The sequence below is a fragment of the Kribbella sp. NPDC049174 genome (assembly GCF_043197365.1).
GTDB lineage: Bacteria > Actinomycetota > Actinomycetes > Propionibacteriales > Kribbellaceae > Kribbella.
Genome location: NZ_JBICSZ010000001.1, coordinates 1,848,150 through 1,866,747, shown reverse-complemented (window position 1 = coordinate 1,866,747; position 18,598 = coordinate 1,848,150). Strand labels below are relative to the sequence as shown.

Genomic DNA, 18,598 nt, shown 5'->3' with positions numbered 1-18,598 from the left:
AGCTCATGAGAACAGCCACGCTAGGCCGCCCAGAACCCGCGACGCAATGCGATTAACCGGCGGTTGCAGCCCTTCGCGCCGTACATCGTTCAAGCACAAATAGACCTGCGCTTCCCGGGGCGGGTGCGGCATCATCGGCGCCATGAGTGATGGTCCGTACGTTCGGATGCAGGTCGAGTATCGGGGACGCCTGGGCGTCGAAGTGGGCATCTTCGTCGCGGTCGATCATCTCCGGCGCGCGGGTCGACTGTCTTCGGCCGAAGAGACGCGGTACTTCGACATCGACGACTGGTTCAACGAGAACCTGCCCAATCCGGACTTCTACGCCGACGGGAACAGCGTCGGTGCAGTGACATGGTTCAAGGCGCCGATCCGGCCGGTGATGCAGGAGCTCACCGACGAACTGGGTGCGATGCTGACCGCCCACGGCGTTGCCTACCACAGGGTGACCTCGGACGAACCCGGCACAGTCGTCTACGAAGACGAGTTCCAAGTCGGGGTGGTCCCACACGTGCGTGGCGAACCGACGCCACTGTCGACAGGGATCACGCTCGCGCCGACGACGGCGGGTTCCAAGCGGGCGGTCGCCGAGTCCAGTGTTCGCCACGTGCTCTTGGACGCCGACGGCGTCCTGCAGGACCTGCCCGGGGGCTGGTACGCGGCCATGGAGCCGTATCTCGGCGACAGGGCCCGTGAATTTCTCCACCAGACCTGGTCTGACGAACTGCCGATGCTCGCCGGCCGCGGCGACTACCTGCCGGTTCTCGCGGCGACACTCCAGAACTACGGCGTGGTCGCGCCGGTGGCCGAGGTGTACGCCGCGGTCTGGAAGAACATCGTGATCATCGAGGAATCGATCGGGATCGTGCGAGCGCTCAAGCGGAACGGATACGGCGTCCACCTGGGAACGAATCAGGAACGCTACCGTGGCGCTCACATGCGGACAGCCCTCGGGTACGACGACCTGTTCGACGTGAGTTGTTACTCCTACGACCTCGGTGTTGCCAAACCCGACCCGGCGTTCTTCGCCCGTGCGGCCCGCAGGATCGATGCCGACGTCGAGACGATCCTCTTCATCGACGACAACGCACGCAACGTCGACGGTGCCCGGGCAGCCGGGATGCTCGCCGAGCAATGGGACTTCACGCAGGGCCACGACCGGCTGCTAGAGCTCTTCTCGAACCACGGCGTAGCCGCAACCATGACCGCCACCAAGTCAGCGCCAGTTCAGGCACCGGCCTCGAGTACGGCGAGGTCGCGCACCGCATAACGGTGGTGCTCGGCCTCTTCCTTCAGGACCACCTTGAGGCAGCGGCGCACGACGTACTCCTGGTTGGGGTACGGGTCCGCCGGCTTGCGACCACAGACCCGATCGAGCTCTGCCTCGGTGAGCCCGTCGACGACACGCCGCATCGTGGCCATGCGGGCGAGCCGCGGCACGAGCACCTCGTCAAGCGTCGGGGTGGCTTCGAGGGTGAGCCCGAGTTTCGCCGACGCGTCGGGCGGCATCCCGCCGTAAGGGAAGCCCAACGGGTGGTACGGAGATTCCTCCTCGAGCACGGCATTGCCGAGCCAGGCATCGCCGGCGAGTAGCAGGTGCCGTTGAGTCTCGACGAACGACCACTCGCCGTCGACCTGCTCGTGCAGCTTGGCCTCGGGAAGGAGCCTGGCGCGGTCGAGCGTCGCCTGCCACTGCGTCTCGATGGCATCCCAAGCAGCCCGGTAATCGTCGGGGGTCGCGGCGTCACGCGCCAGCACCCGCGTGGGGGACTGGCGGTCGAGTTCGGCCTCGACGTACGCGGTCACGTCGACGTCGTTGACGACGACACGCCCGAAGTCACCACCGAGGTAGACGTTGCTCCCGTAGCAGTCGACGATCTTCAGCCCGCTGACCTCGCAATCGCGGATCTCGAGACCGGCAAGGTCGCACAGGTGGATGCGGCCACCACGGAACTGGTCACTTTGGGCGTACTCAGTAGCCATCGAGGAAGTCTCCCGCACCCGTCCCGCCCGCGCCACGCTTGGCGGCCAAGTCCGGTGACCCGCGCAAACCGTTCCTACGTCCCGAGACGGGAGTTCCTGCATCGTTAATTAACTGGCAGGGACGGGAGTTGATGAGCCGCGAGTAGGGGGGTGCGGCGCCGTGATCCCGGCCATGTGCTGTCGGTCGTTAGGCGGCGAGGCCGATGGGCGCCGAGGGTGCGCGGGAACGCTTCGTAGAGGCCCTTCAAACAGGTGGGGCAGGACCACTGCTGGTAATCGCACCTGCGTGGACCTCGGTTCGAGTCTCGTTGCTGCTCACACATGTCGGGCTTGTCAACTCCCGAAGCGTCCAGTGCGGTAAAACAGAGCAGTCAGGCATCTCCCTCGTCTGAGCCGTTGATCGGCCGCTATAGTGGCGCATCCGTCGTGGAGGGGTGGGGACAAATGGTGCGTTCAGTGCGCCGCTTTCGATACTTGCCGAAGTTCGCCGGTCTCGTTGCCGGTATAGCGGTGGCGGTGGTGCAGATGTCGCCGCCGGCAATGGCGGCGGAGCAGTTGAGCACCCTGGATGGCACCGGCTGTACCTGGGTGATCAACGAACTCCCTCTGCCGGCTGGATGGAGTGGCGGGTATGTGTACAACAGCGACCGCCACGACTCGTTCGCCGGCTCCGGCGTCGATGTGGACGGCAGGACGCGCCCACTGGTGTGGCACGACGGCGATGTGACGGTGCTCGACACTCCGGGCGGCGTTGACGCGACCGCGCAGGACGTGAACAGCCAGGGCGACGTGGTCGGCGTCGTTTTCGGTGAGGACACTTCGACGCGCGGAGTCCTCTGGCGCGGTGGTCAAATGATCGACCTCCCGTTGCTGCCCGGCGGCGGCTTCGCCGTGCCGACGGCGATCAACAACGCCGGCCGGATCGTCGGCTATGCGGCGGGCGCGGACACCAGCCATGCTGTCGCCTGGTCCGCGGACTCCCCGCAGTCGATCCAGGATCTCGGCGTGGTGGCAGGCTCGGCCTACCTCACTGACGTCTCCGAGCAGGGCACCATCGTGGGGTGGACGGAGACGGTCGGTGAAGAGTTCAGGCAGCAGGCGATCGCGGGCACGGTGCGCGAAGGGCTGACGACGCTGCCCGGCCCTGTCTCCGGCACCAACTCGATCGCACGCGCCGCTGCGGGCCCCTACATCGTCGGTAGTGCCGTACTGACCAGCGGATCCGGGGAGCTGGGAGGTCCGGTTGTGTGGGCACCGACCGGGCCACGTGCCTTGCCGGGGACTCAGGCCACGCCGTACGCAGTGAACGTCCACGGAGCGGTGGTGGGGTTCGACCCCGACCTCGGTGCGGTGATCTGGGTCGGTGACCACAAGCAACAGCTCCCAACGCTCGCAGCCGGCGATCCCTTCTCCACGTCTGCCACGGTGGCGACCGACAACAACACCGTTGCGGGTGTCAGCGCAGACGCAGAGGGCCGTTCCCGTCCGGTGACATGGTCCTGCACATCGTGATCAAGTGAGTGTGGAAACCTGCATAGAACGCAGGAAACCTACCTATCTGGTCACTTGCCCAGAGCAACGACACGCAGCTGCAACTCCCGTGGTTTGACTGGTACTGAGACCTGTTGAAGAGTACGTCCCGAGACGGGAGTTCCTGCACCTAATGCAACTCCCGTCTTCCTGCGCCGATAAGCGACATTATGTCAACTTATGGAGGCTGGGGCGTCTGGGAAGGGGTTTGACGGGCTCCCCTGCGGGTTAGTGCTTGGTGGCGTAGCGGAGGTGGAGGATGCCGTTGGTGAAGCGGTGTTCGTCGATGAGGTCGACGGTCACGTCGTCGGGAAAGAATCGGTTGCCGCCGCCAACGATGGCCGGGCCGACATACAGCTGGGTACTCGTCGACCAGTCCGGCTCGGATTGCCTGGGCGGCTCAGCCTCGGTTGATGTGTGGGGCGACGTGGGTGGCGAAATGCTCGGTTTGGCGGGCTGACTCCCCTACGGGCCAGATGTCGACGCGTTGGCAGCCTGAGGCGGCGTAGCGCGAGAGCAGGTCGGCGCAGTGGCCGGCGGGGCCGACGCAGACTCGGTCGCGGAGTTCGTCGGGTTCGCGGTTGAGTAGTGGTGCGAGGACATGGCGGAGGACGCGTTCTCGTTCTCCGCGGTCCTCGGTCACGTAGGTCCACATGGTCACGAGTGCATTCGGGAATGCGTCGGCGGGACGGCCTTGCCGGTCGAGTTCGCCGGCCAGTCGTTCCCGGGCGGCGGCGAATTGTTCAGGGGTTGTGTTGTACGCCGACGCGAGCCAGCCATCCGCCAGACGCGCGACCCGGCGCAGCCCGGCCGCCGATCCCCAGCTCCCGATCCACACCGGAACGCCGCCATCTCGTACCGGTGAGGGCAACAGTTCACCGTCGGGCAACGGGTAGAAACGGGCCTGCTCCGGAGCCGGCGCTCGGCCCAGGAGTGCGCGAAGAATCGTCACCGCCTCCTCGAAGCGGCTCCATCGGTCCTCGAACGGTACTCCGACCGCGTCGTAGTCACTCCGGGACGAGCCCGGGCCGACGCCGGCGATGAGCCGTCCGCCGGACAGAACATCAAGTGCGACAAGGGTTTTGGCCAGCGGCACCGGCCCGCGCAACGTGACCAGGGAGATCGTCGTGGCCAACGTCAGCTCACCGGACCGCTCCAGCACCGCCGCGAGCGCAGTCGGCCCGTCGAGCCAAGGTGCGGAGAACACGAAGTGGTCGTTGGCCGACACCGCGGCGAAGCCACCCTCGCGCGCCGCGTCCACGGTCGCCTGGAGCCGGGCGAGGGACTGCCCCTCGCCTCCGAACTCCATCAACGGCAGATGAACGCCGAGATCCACACCCTCAGTATGCGACGCCGCTTCACGTGGGTCGCCGCCGTAGTCGTGCAGGAATGCGGATTCGAGCGCTGGATTCTGCCGGAATTGCTGAACAGCGAGGCGGGCGAAATCGGTCAGTGCCGAGCGGAGATCGGCGCGACCGAGATATACATCCGGAAGCAGTTCGTAGTCGCTGCCCTCCACCAACTCCCCCGGCAGATAACGCGTCAGCAGCAGTTTCGCCTCAGCGACTGCCTGCACGAGCTGTGGAGCTCTCCCCCGCGATGTCCACGGCTCGAGCCACTCGCGGTGGGCGCGCAACTCCCGCCCACGAGGCGAATCATAGTGGAGAAAAAGTTGCCGCAAAAGCTGGACGGAATTCACAGCTGGGCTTATCCTGACCGAATGCAGAATTCACAGAAGAATGCACCTTTACTAATTAACCTATCATCAGAAAATGCGCGGCGCAAGTCGTTGATTGGCGACCTACCGGTCGACCGCATCGGCTTCGGTACGAAGCGTCTCGCCGGCGGCAGCGGTCAACACACTCAGGAGCAGGCGATCGCCCTGTTGCGTCACGCGGTCGAGTTGGGCGTCAACCACCTCGACACCGCCGACTTCTACCCGTCGTACGGCGGCTCCGAGCGGTCGCTGGAGTTCACCAGTCTCGGCTGGGCGAACGAGGTGGTCCGCCGGGCGCTGGCGCCGTACCCGGAGGACCTGGTGATCGCGACGAAGGTTGGGCCGACCGAGGCCGGTCTGGCGGCGCCGGATCAGTTGCGGGCGCTCGTCGAGGCGGATCTGCGCAACCTCGGACGCGACGTGCTCGACGTCGTGTACCTCCGCCAGCACGGCCTCGGCTCCGTCGCCGAGCACTTCGGAGTCTTGGCCGAACTGCGGGACAAAGGCCTGATCCGGCATCTCGGCTTGTCCAACGTCCGGATGCACCACATCGCAGAGGCGCAGGCGATCGCGCCGGTCGTCGCGGTGCAGAACAGGTACGGCGTTGGGTTCGGTCGGGTCAACGACGAGCTGCTGGACCTCTGCGGTGAGCAAGGGATGGCATTCGTGCCGTTCTTCGCGGTCACCGCAGCCGGTCGCGAGACGGGTGGTGTCGCCACGGACGATGCGGTGCTCGCGATCGCCCGTGAGCATGGCGCGACACCCGCCCAGATCCGGATCGCGTGGACGTTGAGCCGCGGCGACCACGTTCTCGCCATCCCCGGCACGGGCAGTCTCGACCACCTGGCGGAGAACGTGGCCGCCGGCGACATCCGCCTGTCCCCCGAGCAGATCGCCGTACTCGACAGTCTCAGGGACGACTGAGGACGCGGTACCGCAGGTGGGTCGCGTCGCGGCCGCGACGTACGTCGACGGTCTCCAGTTCGATCTGCCCGGCGTCGAGATGTTCTAGCAGCCGCCGGCCCTGGCCGAAGAGGACGGGGACGAGATGGAGCTGGATCTCGTCGAGGAGACCTGCCTTGAGGCACTCTGACGCCACCGTCACGCCGTGGACGAGCACGTTCTTGTCTCCGGCGGCGTCCTTGGCCTGACGTACGGCGGACTCCAGGTCGCCGAGGTACGTCACCAGGGGCCAGTTCGCGAACTCCGGTTCGGGCTGGTGACGGCTGTAGATGAAGATCGGTACGCCGTCATCGTGGTCGCCGCCCCAGCCTTCGGCCGGTTCGAAGGTCCCGCGGCCGGCGACCACCGCCCCGGTGGACAGGAAGTCCTCGAGCACCTGCCGGTCCGCGTCCTCGTTGGCGGGATCGTCGAGCCCGGTGGTCCATGCGTGCAGCCGGTGGCCGCCGTCGCCCAGTCCGTGCGCTCGCGTCTCGTTGGGTCCGGCAACGAACCCGTCGAGGGACATGGACATGTACAACACCGTCGATGACATGGTCGTCTCCGTGGTCGCTGAGGCGGTCGGCTGGTCCGACCGCTCATCTGTCCGTCGAACACGCCGACGAACAATCGACACACTGTCGGGTCAGTCGTAGTAGCGGCGGACGGTGGAGCCGATCCGGGTCACGTCGGTGCCGTAGATGTGGAGGGAGATGGCGGTGGAGTCGGTGGTGTTGTGGACGCGGTGGATGTCGCCGGGTGGGGCGAATCCGCTGATGTCGCCGACGCGGTTGTCGTTCGTGCCGACCAGCCGGAGGTCGGCGTCGTACAGCTCCTCGTGTTCGACGCCCTGGAGGACGCCGAAGACGCACCACGTCACGTGGTCGTGGATGCGGGTGATCTGACCGGGCCGCCAGACGATGCCGATGATCGAGAACGATCCGTCCGGCTCGACGTGCAGCGTGTGGCTGCGGTAGCTGTCCGGCGAGCCGTTGCGCTGTTCCGTGGTCAGTACGTCGGGGCCCGGCAGGTGCAGGCGGAGCTGCTCGGCGACGAGCTCAGCGGTGTCGGACCAGTTCGCGTGCTTGTTGACGGCGGTGCGCACACCGTCGGCCAACGCGGTGATGGGGTGGGTCAGTGTCGTTGTCATAGTTCGAGGGTGCGGCCGTCGATGTATTACGTCTAATGCCAACTTTCTTGGTCATTGATAGATAGAGTTGATGCATGCTGGACGTCACCCGCCTGCGCGTGATCGAGGCCGTCGCCCGTCACGGCTCTGTCACCGCGGCGGCCAAGGAGCTGCACTACTCCCAGCCGTCCGTCACTCACCACCTGGCCCGGCTCGAGGCCGAGACCGGCGCGCAACTGTTGCAACGCGTCGGTCGTGGGATCCGGCTCACGCAGGCCGGCCAGCTCCTCGCCGACCGTGCCGCCGAGATCCTCGGACGCATCGATGCTGTCGATGCCGAGCTCGCCGCCCATGTCGGTCTGACCGCCGGCCGAGTGCGCCTGGCCGGTTTCTCGTCCGCGATCGGTTCGCTCATCCCGCGTGCCGTCGCCGCGTTGGCCGAGACCCATCCAGGCCTGCAGATCGGACTGACCGACATGCACCCGCCCGAGGCGCTCGAGCTCCTGCGCACCGGCAAGATCGATGTCGCCGTCGTCTTCCGGTACGACGAGACCGAGCCCGAGCCGAGTGGCGTACGCCTGCATCACCTGCTCGACGACCCGCTCTACCTGCTGTCATCGGGCCAAGGGCAACGAATCGCCGATCTGCGCGGCGCGATCTGGATCGCGGGCTGCGATCGGTGCCGCAGTCACCTGCTGTCGCTCTGCGCCGAGGAGGGCTACGAGCCGCAGATCGGCTACACGTCCGACGACATGGTCGTGATGCAGACGCTGGTCGCCGCCGGACTCGGCGTCACGACGATGCCGGGCCTGGCTCTGCGCGCGCATAGGGCCGACGGGATCGTCGCGAGCGAGTTGCCGGGCTCGCGCCGGCATGTCTTCGCAGCGACGTACGGCGAACCACCCGACCCACCCGCGACGGCAGCCCTCCTGGCAGCGCTCGCCGACGCGGCGAAACTCGATTGAACACGATGCTGCAAGCCGTGCTCTTCGATCTGGACGGAACTCTGGTCGACCAGGAGTCCGCTGCTGCGGCCGCGGTTGTCGAGTGGGCCGCCGAGCACGGGATCACTGACGCATACGTGGCTGACAGGTGGGCCGAGCTGTCGGACAAGCACTACATGCGCTACCAGCGCCGCGAGCTGACCTTCCCCGAGCAGCGACGGCGGCGCGTGCGGGCCTTCCTCGGCGCCACGGTGAGCGATGCCGAGGCCGACGAGCTGTTCCTGGGTTACCTGCGTCGCTACGAAGCCGGGTGGACCCTGTTCGAGGATGCGGTGTCGGCGCTGCGGAAGGTCCGGGCAGCGGGGTTGAACGCTGTTGTGTTCACCAATGGGAACGAGGATCACCAGCGGTACAAGCTTGATCGGCTCGGGCTCGCGAACGAGGTCGACGTACTGATCTCGTCCGAGACGTTGCCGGCCGGCAAACCGGATCCGCGCGCGTTCCTGCAGACCGTCGACCGGCTCGGGCTCACGAAGGCCGACGTACTGATGGTCGGCGACTCACTCGAGAAGGATGTGCACGGCGCCCTGGCGGTCGGGATCGACGCTGTTCTGGTCGATCGCTATGACGCGCATGCTGGTGCCCAGGTCCGTCGGATCCGGTCGCTTCACGAGCTCTCGGTAGCATCCTCGCCCGTTAGTGGGTTGTAGACGTAGACCTCTGAGCCGGCGCGGGGGTCGCGGGCGTGGAGCGTGTGGAACATCGGCGAGGAGGGGCCGCCCAGGTCGACGACGGAAGCTCCGGCGCCAAGGACGCCGCGGGCGAGGGCACTGGGGGCGGTCAGGTCGATGCGGGTGACTACGCCGGGCGTTACCCAGACCGGCTTCTCCCCCACCATGCCGGACAGTTGATGATGCAGATGGCCGCAGAGGACGGCGTGTACGTCGGTTCCCGCGACGACGTCACCCAGGGCCGAAGGGTCCTGCAGGACGACGGACTTCATGTACGGGATGGCGTCCACGGAGATCGGCGGATGGTGCAGTACGACGATCGATCCGGCCGGCGCCGGTGTGGCCAGTTCGGCGGCCAGCCAGTCCAGCTGGTCGCGACCGAGCACTCCGTGGGTTTCGCCGGGGACCAGGCTGTCGAGCGTGATCACGCGGAGCCCGTTGACCTCACTCACCGCCGCGATCACACCGTCGATCTCGGCGCGGCGTCCGATCGGTGCGCCGTCGGGACCGAGGTGGCCCCAGCCGAGCGCGGCCTCGAAGCCCTCGCGACGGTCGTGGTTCCCAGTGCTGTAGAAGTGCGGGATCCCCCGCTCCGCAGCGAACGAGCCGACGGCTGAGCGGACCACCGAACAGCCCTCTTTGGAGCCGTCGTCGGCGATGTCGCCGCTGACCACGACCAGGTCCAACGCCGGCACCTGGCGTACGTCGTACAGCAGTTGTTGCAACGCAGCGACGCCGTCGACGCCGTCCTCGTCCGGGCCGGTGCGGCTGACATGGGTGTCGGACAGATGCAGAACACGATGCACGAGCAGGCTCCTCGACTTCGTTGCCTCGGGCACCCAGGCGGTCGATGCCCTGCTGTCACTCCCCGGTGGTTCGCGCCCACCCTCGCCAGTCGTGTCCGGTCAGCCTACCGGTGCCCGGACGCCGATGTCACAGGTTCGGGACGAGCCGTGTCCTCAGGGCGAGAGCAGATGCGAAAGGAACGAACATGCGAGTCTTTGTGACAGGAGCGACCGGAGCGCTGGGGCGTCACCTGGTGCCCGGGCTGGTCGCGGCGGGTCATCACGTCACGGCCACCACGCGGTCCCCCGGCAAGGTCGCGCAGTTGCGCGCGGCGGGTGCTGAACCGGTTGTCGTGGACGGGCTGGATCGCGACGGGGTGATCGCTGCGGTGGGCGCCGCCGAGCCGGAGGTGATCGTGCACCAGATGACCGCGCTGGCCGAGATGCGAAGCCTCCGCAACGTCGACAAGGTGTTCGCTGCCACCAACGCGCTCCGGACCCGCGGCACGGACAACCTGCTGGCGGCCGCCGAGCGGGCCGGCACCCGCCGGGTCGTCGCCCAGGGCCACAACTTCGTCTACGACCAGTCCGGCGGCCCGGTGAAGACCGAGACCGATCCACTCATCGCGAAGCCCGTCCCGTCCGCGGTGCGGACGATGGCGGCGATGAAGTACGTCGACCAGACCGTCCCGCTCAAGGCACCCGAGGGCATCGTGCTGCGCTACGGCACCTTCTACGGGCCGGGCGCCTCGGATGCGATGGTCGAGATGGTGCGCAAGCGGCAGATGCCGATCGTCGGCGGCGGCACCGGAGTCTGGTCCTTCATCGAGACCAGCGACGCGGCAGCGGCCACGCTCGCGGCGGTCGAGCGCGGCGAACCCGGTGTCTACAACGTCGTGGACAACGACCCGGCGCCCGTCGCCGAATGGCTGCCCTACCTCGCGGAGATCGCGGGCGCGAAGCCGCCGATGCAGCTGCCTGCCTGGCTCGGCAAACTGCTCGCCGGTGACTTCGTCCTCGCCCAGATGACCACCGCCCGCGGCGCCTCGAACGAGAAGGCCCGCACGAAACTCGGCTGGGAACCGAAGTACGCCAGCTGGCGCGACGGCTTCCCGGCCTGGGTCAACGCCTGACGCCGCCCACCGCGCCGGTAGCTAGCTGTCCTTGAACGTGACGTCCGCGGTGGATTCGACGGCGGCGGTGCGACCGGGGGCCTGGTGGTACTGCCAGTACATGTTGGTGTGGGCGATCACCTTGTCCGGCGTCGGAGCGCCGTACTCGGTGAGGTCTTCGGTGGTGTGGGCGTCGCCGACCAGTGTCACGTCGTACCCGCGGACGAAGGCGCCGTGGATCGTCGAGCGGATGCACTCGTCGGTCTGGGCCCCGCTGACGAAGATCCGGCCGATCCCGGCCTTCGCCAGTACGTCCTCGAGGTCGGTCTCCTCGAAGGAGTCGGCGTACGTCTTGTGCACGAGTGGCTCCGACTCGTCCCGCTTCAGCTCGGGGACGAGTTGCCAGTTGTCGCTGTCCTTCGGCAGGTCCTCGCTGTTGTGCTGGACCCAGACGACCGGCACGCCACCGGCGCGGGCCTTGCCGACCAGGGTGCTGATGTTCGCCACCACCTGATCGCGCTCGTATCCCTCCGACACGACGCCCTGCTGGACGTCGATCACCACGAGGGCCGTGTTCGGCCGATCGGACAACGTGGACATCTCGTTCCCTCCCTCTGCCTGGTTGCAGGACGACGGTAAAGGCATCCGCCGACACATTCCGTCCCCGCCCCACCGCCCCGGTCAGGCAGTTTCCGTTCAGGACACGTTCCAGCTCCGAAGCCGCAGCCGCACGGTCGGTACGTCGCCGTCGTCGAGCTCCTCGGCCCGCCGGATCGCCGCCTTCACCGGCAGGATGTACCGACCGTCCTTCGGGAACATCGAGGTGTCCCAGACACTGTCCCCGATCTCGGCCTGGACCGGGATCATCCCCCAGCCGTAGGTGACGAAGTTCGACTCGGCCTCGAAGTACGCGCTCTCGTCCTCCGGCACCGTGATGAAGTACCACGGCGCCGGCCCGCGCCAGAACCAGATCTCCCCGGCGAACTCGATCTCAGTCACAGGCACTTGCCTCCAGCAGCCGCCGGCCGAGCGCGCGCCCGGCCTCCTGTACTTCGGGAGAGCCCAGGATCCGGTACGGCGCCCGGATCGCGGTGAGCTGGGCGGCGTACCAGTCCGGCTCGTCGGTGCTGGCCAGGAGCCGGGTGTGATCCGCGTCGATCTCCTCCAGCCGGCCCATGCTTCGCGGGATCCAGCAGGCCGCGTCCGCGACCGGTGCGTCGATGACGACCTCGATCTTGTACTTCCAGCCCAACGCGAGATGTTCCTCGACCGCCGCCAACGCGTCGAGATCCTCGGGCGGCGTGAACGTCCCGTCCGGAGACGCCTGCACCTGCTTGATCTTGTCGACGCGCAGCACCCGCTTCGCCGACATCGAGTGCGACCAGCAGAGCAGGTACCAACGACCTCGCCGTACGACGACCGCCCACGGATCGACGTCCATCGTCCAGCGCTCGCCCGGGCAACGCTCGTAGTCCAGCAGCACCCGACGCTGAGCCGTGCTGTGCGCGACCAGTTGGGCTGTCACCGAGGGGTCGGGCGTACGAGCACCCGGATCGGGTCCGCGCGCGCTCACCCGTCGTACGGCGTCCGTCGCCCGGGCGATCGGTTCCGGCAGCACCCGGATGATCTTGCCGAGGGCATCGTCGACCGGGTCGTCCGCACCCCGCGGACTCTCGAGGATCGCCATCACCAGACCGAGTGCTTCGGTGGTGCTGAACATCAGCGGCGGCAGCCGCAGTCCGCGGCCGACCCGGTAGCCGCCGTACGGGCCACGGACCGCTTCGATCGGCATGTCGGCCTCGCGCAGGATCGCGACGTACCGCCGGGCCGCCCGCTCGGAGACCCCGAGCTTGTCGCCGAGTTGCGCGGCCGTGATGCCCGGGCTGTTCTGGATCAGCTCGAGCACCATCAACGTCCGGGCCGTCGGACTCACGTCGTACGCCATCACGCCCCATTCCGGAAGCCAATCGTCCGGAACCGACAGTAACCTGAGGCCCATGACCACGGAAACTCCTCAAGAGCCCCCTATTGCCGGCAGCGAGATCGACACCCTGATCGGCGCATTGGAGCGCAATCGCCGGACCTTCGCGTGGAAGTGCGGCGGCCTCGACGCGGACGGCCTCGCCGCCAAGCATCCGCCGTCGACGGTGACGCTCGGTGGCCTGCTCAAGCACCTCGCGCTGGTCGAGGACGAGTACTTCACCGGCCGGCTGCACGATCGGGAGCTCCCCGCGCCGTGGGACACCGTCGACTGGGACGTGGACCCGGACTGGGAGTGGAGCTCCGCCGCCGCGGACTCCCCCGAGGAACTGATGACGCTGTGGCAGGACTCGGTCGAGCGCTCCCGCAAGGCGGTCGCGGAGGCGCTGGCCACCGGCGGCATCGACCAGCTCGCGAAGCGTTCCCGCAACGGCCGGTCGGCGAGCCTGCGCTACATCCTCGTCGACATGATCGAGGAGTACGCCCGGCACACCGGCCACGCCGACCTCATCCGCGAGTCCATCGACGGCCTGGTTGGCGAGGGCGCACCGCCAAGCTGATCACCAGCAAGAGCGGCAAGGCCCACAGCAGCCGGCTGGTCGACCAGTCGTCGTCGGCCAGGTAGGGAAACACCGGTACGACGTCCGCGAACGGCCGGGCCAGGGCGACGAACAGGGCGACCCCGACGATCCCGGCCGACGTCGCTCGAGCTGGGCCGTCGGACCCGCGGGACCGCTGCCAGGTCAGGAATCCGGCCGCGGCGACCACCAACGCGGTCCCTTGCCAGGCGACATCCATCGCATGACCGAAGTACCCGGTCCGCGTCTCCCGTACGGCGACCAACCACACCGTCACCAGCGCGACCGCACCGGCTGACCGTGCCGTCGTACGCCAGCGAAGACCACGCGGCAACGTGTCGACGAGCGCGGCGGCCGGCTCGGGGTAGCACCAGACGACTGTTGCCGCGAGCAACCCAACGGCTGCCCCCTGCAACGGCCACAGCGTGTAGGGCCACCGCTCCACCAGCAGAAGCAGCCCGATCGTGAGGGCCGCGCCGGTCCCCAGGAGTCCCCAGGGAACGGCGCGGGCGGCGTAGCGGATCATGGCTGTGACGGCAGTGGGTTGATCATGACTTCCGGCACCCCGGTGGTGATCGCGAGTACGGCGGTCACCACCGCCAGCGCGACGATCACCCCGAGGGCCACCAGCAACTGCCCCCGTGGCCGCTCACGATCGTGCAGCAGCGCCAGTACGACGCCCAGCGCACACAGCACCAGCAGGTACACGCAGTACCACTGCGGCGAGCCGGTCAGGACCATCATCCGGTCGGCATCACCATCCACGCCGTACGGACCGGCGAAGTACGTCCACGGCGCGACCAGCCGGATGTAGCGCAGCGGCTCGAACAGCCCCTGCATGATGATCGTCTCGGCCACGAGCAGTACGGCGAACAGCGGCGCGACACCGCGACGCGGCAGCCACCGGCCGATGAGCAACCCGAGGACCGGTCCACCGAGTGCCGGCATCACCCCGAGCGCGATCAGGTTCGCGACGACCCAGCCGTCCTCGATCCCGCCGAACGGCGCACCGTAAGCGGGCGGCGGCCAGTGCTGGTACGCCCAGATCGCCCAGCCGAGCCAGACCAGACCGGCCGCGAACGGCACGATCAACGCACAGACCAGGCCCACCGTCCGGGTTCGTTCGCTCACTACGACCGCACCACCGGCCGAGGCGATCTGGTCCGACGTCCGGGTCAGCGACGCCATCACGAGCAGTCCGATCACGCCCAGGCCGGCGGCCGGTGCGATCACGTTGCCGAGCGACGACATGTTGCCGTCCGGCTTACCGATCGAGCTCAGGGCGACGAGCGCGGCGCCGACGAGGAAGAGCGGATGCAACGCGTAACGGGCGATCTCCTTGCGCGCCAACTGACCGAGCATCGACGACGGCCGAGCGGCCACGACAGCGGTAGTCATCGCGGTTCTCCGATCATCGTCTCGGTCCGGACCAGCAGGTACGCGTCCTCGACCGCGGGCTCGGCCGGCCGGCTGCCCGCCGCCGGGCTCCCACCCAGCGATCGCACTTCACCCGTCCCGGTACGCCAAGACGACAGCGCCCCGGAGTTCACCTCGGCGCCGATCCACACCTGCCCCTCGGCTAGCGCGATCAGCGACGACACCGATCCGTCGAACCGGATCCGGCCGTCGTCCAGGATGATCACCCGGTCACACAACGCCGACACGTCCTCGGTCTGATGCGTGGCGAGCACTACGGCGCCTCGATCGGCGTACGACGAGAGGATGCCGCGCAGCGAGGCCCGTTGCTCCGGGTCGAGACCGGTCGTCGGTTCGTCGAGAACGACCAGGTCGGGGTCGCCCATCAACGCCTGGGCGAGAGCGAGCCGCCGGCGTTGCCCACCGGACAGTGCCGACACGCGCTTGGTCCGCCGGTCTTCCAGTCCGACCAGGCCGAGTACGCGGTTGACCTCACGGTGCCGCGCCTCGGTGTCCTTCCACTCCTTCAGTACGGCGATGTAGTCGAGGAATCCGAAGCTGGTCATCCGGCGTGGGATGCCGACCTCCTGCGGTAGATAGCTGAGCCGGCGACGGGCCGCCGTCCGGTCGGCGATCCCGCCAGTGACGAGGTGGCCGCTGACGACGATCCGGCCGGCGGTCGGCGGCATCGCGGTGGCCAGCAGCCGCAACATGGTCGACTTGCCGGCGCCGTTCGGGCCGAGCAGACCGATCACGCCGCGGTCGAAGCCGAGGTCGGTGCGGTGCAGCACCTCGGTCCCGCCGTACGACTTGGTGACGCCGTCGAGGACGGCGATCTGCGCGCTCATGCGTAGCCTCCTGGTGCATGGTGTGACGTGAGTCGGATGACGAGAGCGGCCAGCGCCAGGAGGGCTGTAGCAGCGAAGGCCAGTTGGGCGAACGGGGTGTCGATCGCACTGAGCTGATCCGCGGACCGCAGCGTTCCGACTACTGTGAGCCAGAGTGCGGCGACGACCCACCCCGTCACGGGAGCGGTCCACCACGTCAGCAGCGTGAGAGCGAGCAGGGTGAGAGTCAGCGAGGGCAGCAGCCAGGCGAAGGCGTCCGCGCCGACGAACGGCAGGACCAGCCCCGCGAGCAGTACGACGGGCAACGCGACGGCAACCGCGGTCGCCGTTCGGAGCAAGGCGATCCGGATCTTGTTGAACGGTGTGGCAGCGGCCAGTTCACGGATCGGGTCAGTGGTGTCGTAGGCCGACGCGACGGTGATTGCCGGCAGCAACGGAGCGAACAGCAGGTAGAGCGCGCGTTGCTCGGCGGCCGGCAGCATTCCGCCACCGACTCCGATCACGAAGGCGCCGACGAGTGACAGCAGCCACGGCCGGTAGAGCGAGCTGGATGCGCGGAGAATGATGGCGTCGGTCTCGGCAAGACCGAGCTTCTGCAGCAGCCTGAGCGGCCAAGGCAGCCGAGGCCGCGCGGTCGCGATCTGCACGCCCTGCCAGATGTCGGAGAGCAGGTCTTGCGGGGCCTTCACCGAGGTCAGCCGACGACAGTCGGAACAGGCCAGCAAGTGTGTCTCGACCGCGGACTGACGAGCGAGGTCCAGGTCGCCGTCGGTGTACCGGTCCAGCAGTTCGGGACCGAGGTGCCAGTTCATCAGATCCTCCCGTCCCGGGGCGGCATCAGTTGGTCGCGCAGCCGGCTCTTGGCCACCCGCAGCCGGCTCTTCACGGTGCCTTGGGGTATGCCGAGCAGCACGGCCGCCTCCTTGGTGGTGAGTCCGTCGATCACGGTCGCCTGCAGGATCGCGCGGAGCTCGGGCGGCAGGGTCCGCAGTGCGCGGCCGACGTCGCCGTACTCGACTCCGCGGAGCAACTCGTCCTCCGCGCTGTTCACGATCGGTACGGCGGCGCCGACGACGTCATCACCGAGCGGATCCGCGGCCGGATGACCGCGGAGCGCGGAGACGAGGCGCCGGATCGAGATGCCCCAGAGCCAGGCCGCCACCTCGCCTTCACCGCGGAACCGACCGGCCGACTGCCACACGGCGACGAAGGTGTCCTGAAGTGCGCCGGCGACGAGATCCTGGCTGCCGCACCGACGGTTGAGGCGGAGCAGCAACCAGCCGGCATGCCGCTCGTAGAGCTGTCGCAGCGCCGCCTCGTCACCCGCGGCGATGTTCCGCAGGAGATCGGCGTCGGACAACGTGCTCATGTCCTTACTGTCGCAGCGGACGTCGCCGGCGGATCGACCTGATTTTCCGTGCTGTCGCGGCGACTTTGTGTGGCCGCGATAAGTGCTCAGCGGGTGAGCGGTTTGTCTGCGAGCATGGTCGGATGCGGGCGGATCGATTGGTGGCGGTGCTGCTGCTGTTGCAGTCGCGCGGCCGGGTGACCGCGGCCGATGTGGCCACGGAGCTGGAGATCTCGGTGGCGACGGCACGGCGTGATCTCGAGGCGTTGTCGACCGCCGGCATCCCCGTCTATCCACAGCCGGGACGCAACGGCGGTTGGCAACTGATCGGTGGCGCGCGGACCGATCTCAGTGGGCTGAGCGCCCCGGAGGCGCAGGCCTTGTTCCTGCTGGTCGGGCCGGCTGCGTCGATCGCGCCGGACGCGAAGGCTGCGCTACGAAAGCTGGTGCGCGCACTCCCCCAGACGTTCCGCGAACACGCGGAAGCGGCGGCCGAGGCGGTTGTGATCGACCCGGCGCGCTGGGGTGAGCACACCAAGGAACGTCCGGAGTTGGTACGCCGGTTGCAGGATGCCGTCGTACGGCGTCTGAAGGTGCGATTGGTCTACGCGGGACGGGGGCGGGAGCAGTCGGAGCGGTTGGTCGATCCGCTCGGGCTCGTGGACAAGGACGACATCTGGTACCTGATCGCGGGGACGCCGAAGGGGCAGCGGACGTTCCGGGTCGAGCGGGTGGTGTCGGCCGAGCTGACCGACGAGCCGTTCGAGCGGCCGGCCGACTTCGACCTGTCCACGGCGTGGAACGAGATCGTCGAGCAGATGGAGGTACGGCGCTCCGGCCTGACCGCGACCGTGTTGATGGACGAGCGGCATCTGTGGGTGATGCAGGACCGGCTCGGCCGGCACTGCGAGGTCGACGGGATGGAAGGCGACCGGGTGCGGATCAAGGTGACGGCGCCGACTCCGTTGATGGTCGCGCAGCACCTGGCCGGGTGGGGTGGGTCGATCGAGGTGATCGATCCGCCGTCGGTGCAGGCCGAGCTGGCCCGGCTCGGGAGTGAGTTGGCGGCTCGTTACAGCGGGATCGAGTAGAGGATGAAGCCGCGGTTCTCGGCGACCTGGTCGTAGAGGCGCCGGGCGGTCTCGTTGGTCTCGTGCGTGGACCAGTAGACGCGCCCACAACCGCGTTCCTTCGCCCAGTCGGTCACGGCGGCGATCAACGCTCGGGCAGCACCCTGGCCGCGGGCTTCGGGCGCGGTGAAGAGGTCTTGCAGGTAGCAGACGTCGGGTGACGTCGTACTGGCGTGGGTGAGGAAGTGCGTGATGCCGACCAGCCGGCCGTCGAGACGGGCGCCGAGGGCGTGGAGCTCGTCGCCCTGCTCGAATCTGGTCCAGGCCTGGTCGTAGAATCCGTCCGGCATCGTGGTCCGGCCGTAGAACTCGTTGTACCCGGCAAACAGTTCCTGCCAGGCGGCGCGGTCCGACGGTTCCAGCGGGCCGATGGTGAGCATGGGCAGCACCGTTTCACACCGGACGGCCGAATGGACCACTGGGGTGAG

At 67.9% G+C, this 18,598-nt stretch carries 22 protein-coding genes; 8 read left to right on the top strand and 14 right to left on the bottom strand.

Annotation, left to right across the window (positions count from 1 at the left end; translation table 11 throughout):
* The first annotated feature begins 142 nt into the window (after positions 1 to 142).
* On the top strand, positions 143 to 1,270 hold the full coding sequence (locus ACGFIF_RS08845) for an HAD family hydrolase (RefSeq protein ID WP_393153001.1): 1,128 nt from the start codon (positions 143 to 145) through the stop codon (positions 1,268 to 1,270).
* Here ACGFIF_RS08845 and ACGFIF_RS08840 read toward each other — a convergent pair.
* Positions 1,228 to 1,983 carry a DinB family protein gene (locus tag ACGFIF_RS08840; RefSeq protein ID WP_393152999.1) on the bottom strand — a complete coding sequence of 252 codons (756 nt, stop codon included), beginning with the start codon at positions 1,981 to 1,983 and terminating at the stop codon, positions 1,228 to 1,230. The genes ACGFIF_RS08845 and ACGFIF_RS08840 overlap by 43 nt on opposite strands.
* 444 nt (positions 1,984 to 2,427) lie before the next feature.
* On the opposite strand from ACGFIF_RS08840, the gene ACGFIF_RS08835 reads away from it, so the two are divergent.
* Entirely contained in the window at positions 2,428 to 3,495 is a 1,068-nt protein-coding gene (locus tag ACGFIF_RS08835; RefSeq protein ID WP_393152997.1) for a hypothetical protein, read from the top strand.
* A gap of 418 nt (positions 3,496 to 3,913) precedes the next feature.
* On the opposite strand, the gene ACGFIF_RS08830 is transcribed toward ACGFIF_RS08835, so the two are convergent.
* On the bottom strand, positions 3,914 to 5,089 hold the full coding sequence (locus ACGFIF_RS08830) for an LLM class flavin-dependent oxidoreductase (RefSeq protein WP_393152995.1): 1,176 nt from the start codon (positions 5,087 to 5,089) through the stop codon (positions 3,914 to 3,916).
* 213 nt (positions 5,090 to 5,302) lie between these two features.
* Here ACGFIF_RS08830 and ACGFIF_RS08825 point away from each other — a divergent pair, with 213 nt between their 5' ends.
* Positions 5,303 to 6,154, top strand: coding sequence for an aldo/keto reductase (locus ACGFIF_RS08825; RefSeq protein ID WP_393152993.1), 852 nt, complete (start codon positions 5,303 to 5,305; stop codon positions 6,152 to 6,154).
* Here ACGFIF_RS08825 and ACGFIF_RS08820 read toward each other — a convergent pair.
* Entirely contained in the window at positions 6,141 to 6,725 is a 585-nt protein-coding gene (locus ACGFIF_RS08820; RefSeq protein WP_393152991.1) for a dihydrofolate reductase family protein, read from the bottom strand. The genes ACGFIF_RS08825 and ACGFIF_RS08820 overlap by 14 nt on opposite strands.
* A gap of 90 nt (positions 6,726 to 6,815) precedes the next feature.
* Entirely contained in the window at positions 6,816 to 7,319 is a 504-nt protein-coding gene (locus ACGFIF_RS08815; RefSeq protein WP_393152990.1) for a hypothetical protein, read from the bottom strand.
* A gap of 74 nt (positions 7,320 to 7,393) precedes the next feature.
* Between ACGFIF_RS08815 and ACGFIF_RS08810 the strand changes: the two genes are divergently transcribed.
* Together ACGFIF_RS08810 and ACGFIF_RS08805 are read left to right on the top strand one after the other, a co-directional pair.
* Positions 7,394 to 8,263 (top strand): LysR family transcriptional regulator, encoded by an 870-nt coding sequence (locus tag ACGFIF_RS08810; protein ID WP_393152988.1) that lies wholly within the window; start codon positions 7,394 to 7,396, stop codon positions 8,261 to 8,263.
* Between the two features lie 5 nt (positions 8,264 to 8,268).
* Complete coding sequence (locus tag ACGFIF_RS08805) at positions 8,269 to 8,952, top strand: HAD family hydrolase (protein WP_393152986.1); 684 nt, start codon at positions 8,269 to 8,271, stop codon at positions 8,950 to 8,952.
* Here ACGFIF_RS08805 and ACGFIF_RS08800 read toward each other — a convergent pair.
* Entirely contained in the window at positions 8,910 to 9,779 is an 870-nt protein-coding gene (locus ACGFIF_RS08800) for a metallophosphoesterase (RefSeq protein ID WP_393152984.1), read from the bottom strand. The two genes, ACGFIF_RS08805 and ACGFIF_RS08800, sit on opposite strands and share 43 nt — an antisense overlap.
* 185 nt (positions 9,780 to 9,964) lie before the next feature.
* Here ACGFIF_RS08800 and ACGFIF_RS08795 point away from each other — a divergent pair, with 185 nt between their 5' ends.
* Positions 9,965 to 10,891 carry an NAD-dependent epimerase/dehydratase family protein gene (locus tag ACGFIF_RS08795; protein ID WP_393152982.1) on the top strand — a complete coding sequence of 309 codons (927 nt, stop codon included), beginning with the start codon at positions 9,965 to 9,967 and terminating at the stop codon, positions 10,889 to 10,891.
* A gap of 21 nt (positions 10,892 to 10,912) precedes the next feature.
* Here the strand turns inward: ACGFIF_RS08795 and ACGFIF_RS08790 are convergent, their stop codons facing one another.
* The 3 genes from ACGFIF_RS08790 to ACGFIF_RS08780 form a co-directional block, all read right to left on the bottom strand.
* A complete protein-coding gene (locus ACGFIF_RS08790; RefSeq protein WP_393152980.1) occupies positions 10,913 to 11,470 on the bottom strand; it encodes an isochorismatase family protein in 558 nt (185 codons plus the stop codon).
* Positions 11,471 to 11,566: 96 nt separating this feature from the next.
* Positions 11,567 to 11,869, bottom strand: coding sequence for a DUF1905 domain-containing protein (locus ACGFIF_RS08785; RefSeq protein ID WP_393152978.1), 303 nt, complete (start codon positions 11,867 to 11,869; stop codon positions 11,567 to 11,569).
* Positions 11,862 to 12,869 carry a helix-turn-helix transcriptional regulator gene (locus tag ACGFIF_RS08780; RefSeq protein WP_393152976.1) on the bottom strand — a complete coding sequence of 336 codons (1,008 nt, stop codon included), beginning with the start codon at positions 12,867 to 12,869 and terminating at the stop codon, positions 11,862 to 11,864. The genes ACGFIF_RS08785 and ACGFIF_RS08780 overlap by 8 nt, the downstream gene beginning before the upstream one ends.
* Between ACGFIF_RS08780 and ACGFIF_RS08775 the strand changes: the two genes are divergently transcribed.
* Entirely contained in the window at positions 12,868 to 13,410 is a 543-nt protein-coding gene (locus ACGFIF_RS08775) for a DinB family protein (protein WP_393152974.1), read from the top strand. The genes ACGFIF_RS08780 and ACGFIF_RS08775 overlap by 2 nt on opposite strands.
* Here ACGFIF_RS08775 and ACGFIF_RS08770 read toward each other — a convergent pair.
* From ACGFIF_RS08770 to ACGFIF_RS08750, 5 genes are read right to left on the bottom strand one after another with little or no spacing between them, the layout of a single operon-like run.
* Positions 13,358 to 13,954 (bottom strand): hypothetical protein, encoded by a 597-nt coding sequence (locus tag ACGFIF_RS08770; protein WP_393152972.1) that lies wholly within the window; start codon positions 13,952 to 13,954, stop codon positions 13,358 to 13,360. The two genes, ACGFIF_RS08775 and ACGFIF_RS08770, sit on opposite strands and share 53 nt — an antisense overlap.
* Positions 13,951 to 14,826 carry a hypothetical protein gene (locus ACGFIF_RS08765; protein WP_393152970.1) on the bottom strand — a complete coding sequence of 292 codons (876 nt, stop codon included), beginning with the start codon at positions 14,824 to 14,826 and terminating at the stop codon, positions 13,951 to 13,953. The genes ACGFIF_RS08770 and ACGFIF_RS08765 overlap by 4 nt, the downstream gene beginning before the upstream one ends.
* Positions 14,823 to 15,692 (bottom strand): ATP-binding cassette domain-containing protein, encoded by an 870-nt coding sequence (locus ACGFIF_RS08760; RefSeq protein ID WP_393152968.1) that lies wholly within the window; start codon positions 15,690 to 15,692, stop codon positions 14,823 to 14,825. The genes ACGFIF_RS08765 and ACGFIF_RS08760 overlap by 4 nt, the downstream gene beginning before the upstream one ends.
* Positions 15,689 to 16,504 (bottom strand): zf-HC2 domain-containing protein, encoded by an 816-nt coding sequence (locus ACGFIF_RS08755; protein ID WP_393152966.1) that lies wholly within the window; start codon positions 16,502 to 16,504, stop codon positions 15,689 to 15,691. Before ACGFIF_RS08755 ends, ACGFIF_RS08760 begins: the two co-directional genes overlap by 4 nt.
* Complete coding sequence (locus ACGFIF_RS08750) at positions 16,504 to 17,061, bottom strand: RNA polymerase sigma factor (protein WP_393152964.1); 558 nt, start codon at positions 17,059 to 17,061, stop codon at positions 16,504 to 16,506. Before ACGFIF_RS08750 ends, ACGFIF_RS08755 begins: the two co-directional genes overlap by 1 nt.
* 122 nt (positions 17,062 to 17,183) lie before the next feature.
* On the opposite strand from ACGFIF_RS08750, the gene ACGFIF_RS08745 reads away from it, so the two are divergent.
* Positions 17,184 to 18,131, top strand: a complete 948-nt coding sequence (locus tag ACGFIF_RS08745; RefSeq protein WP_393152962.1) for a helix-turn-helix transcriptional regulator — start codon at positions 17,184 to 17,186, stop codon at positions 18,129 to 18,131.
* Here ACGFIF_RS08745 and ACGFIF_RS08740 read toward each other — a convergent pair.
* The gene (locus ACGFIF_RS08740) at positions 18,113 to 18,550 is read right to left on the bottom strand and encodes a GNAT family N-acetyltransferase (RefSeq protein ID WP_393152960.1); all 438 of its coding nucleotides are present in this window, start codon (positions 18,548 to 18,550) and stop codon (positions 18,113 to 18,115) included. The genes ACGFIF_RS08745 and ACGFIF_RS08740 overlap by 19 nt on opposite strands.
* Positions 18,551 to 18,598: the final 48 nt, after the last annotated feature.

What these genes read in the sequence shown, in the direction of transcription:
- ACGFIF_RS08845 (WP_393153001.1), top strand. Translation starts at nt 143, where the DNA reads ATGAGTGATGGTCCGTACGTTCGGATGCAGGTCGAGTATCGGGGACGC.
- ACGFIF_RS08840 (WP_393152999.1), bottom strand. Translation starts at nt 1,983, where the DNA reads ATGGCTACTGAGTACGCCCAAAGTGACCAGTTCCGTGGTGGCCGCATC.
- ACGFIF_RS08835 (WP_393152997.1), top strand. Translation starts at nt 2,428, where the DNA reads ATGGTGCGTTCAGTGCGCCGCTTTCGATACTTGCCGAAGTTCGCCGGT.
- ACGFIF_RS08820 (WP_393152991.1), bottom strand. Translation starts at nt 6,725, where the DNA reads ATGTCATCGACGGTGTTGTACATGTCCATGTCCCTCGACGGGTTCGTT.
- ACGFIF_RS08815 (WP_393152990.1), bottom strand. Translation starts at nt 7,319, where the DNA reads ATGACAACGACACTGACCCACCCCATCACCGCGTTGGCCGACGGTGTG.
- ACGFIF_RS08810 (WP_393152988.1), top strand. Translation starts at nt 7,394, where the DNA reads ATGCTGGACGTCACCCGCCTGCGCGTGATCGAGGCCGTCGCCCGTCAC.
- ACGFIF_RS08805 (WP_393152986.1), top strand. Translation starts at nt 8,269, where the DNA reads ATGCTGCAAGCCGTGCTCTTCGATCTGGACGGAACTCTGGTCGACCAG.
- ACGFIF_RS08795 (WP_393152982.1), top strand. Translation starts at nt 9,965, where the DNA reads ATGCGAGTCTTTGTGACAGGAGCGACCGGAGCGCTGGGGCGTCACCTG.
- ACGFIF_RS08790 (WP_393152980.1), bottom strand. Translation starts at nt 11,470, where the DNA reads ATGTCCACGTTGTCCGATCGGCCGAACACGGCCCTCGTGGTGATCGAC.
- ACGFIF_RS08775 (WP_393152974.1), top strand. Translation starts at nt 12,868, where the DNA reads ATGACCACGGAAACTCCTCAAGAGCCCCCTATTGCCGGCAGCGAGATC.
- ACGFIF_RS08780 (WP_393152976.1), bottom strand. Translation starts at nt 12,869, where the DNA reads ATGGGCCTCAGGTTACTGTCGGTTCCGGACGATTGGCTTCCGGAATGG.
- ACGFIF_RS08770 (WP_393152972.1), bottom strand. Translation starts at nt 13,954, where the DNA reads ATGATCCGCTACGCCGCCCGCGCCGTTCCCTGGGGACTCCTGGGGACC.
- ACGFIF_RS08765 (WP_393152970.1), bottom strand. Translation starts at nt 14,826, where the DNA reads ATGACTACCGCTGTCGTGGCCGCTCGGCCGTCGTCGATGCTCGGTCAG.
- ACGFIF_RS08760 (WP_393152968.1), bottom strand. Translation starts at nt 15,692, where the DNA reads ATGAGCGCGCAGATCGCCGTCCTCGACGGCGTCACCAAGTCGTACGGC.
- ACGFIF_RS08755 (WP_393152966.1), bottom strand. Translation starts at nt 16,504, where the DNA reads ATGAACTGGCACCTCGGTCCCGAACTGCTGGACCGGTACACCGACGGC.
- ACGFIF_RS08750 (WP_393152964.1), bottom strand. Translation starts at nt 17,061, where the DNA reads ATGAGCACGTTGTCCGACGCCGATCTCCTGCGGAACATCGCCGCGGGT.
- ACGFIF_RS08745 (WP_393152962.1), top strand. Translation starts at nt 17,184, where the DNA reads ATGCGGGCGGATCGATTGGTGGCGGTGCTGCTGCTGTTGCAGTCGCGC.
- ACGFIF_RS08740 (WP_393152960.1), bottom strand. Translation starts at nt 18,550, where the DNA reads ATGCTCACCATCGGCCCGCTGGAACCGTCGGACCGCGCCGCCTGGCAG.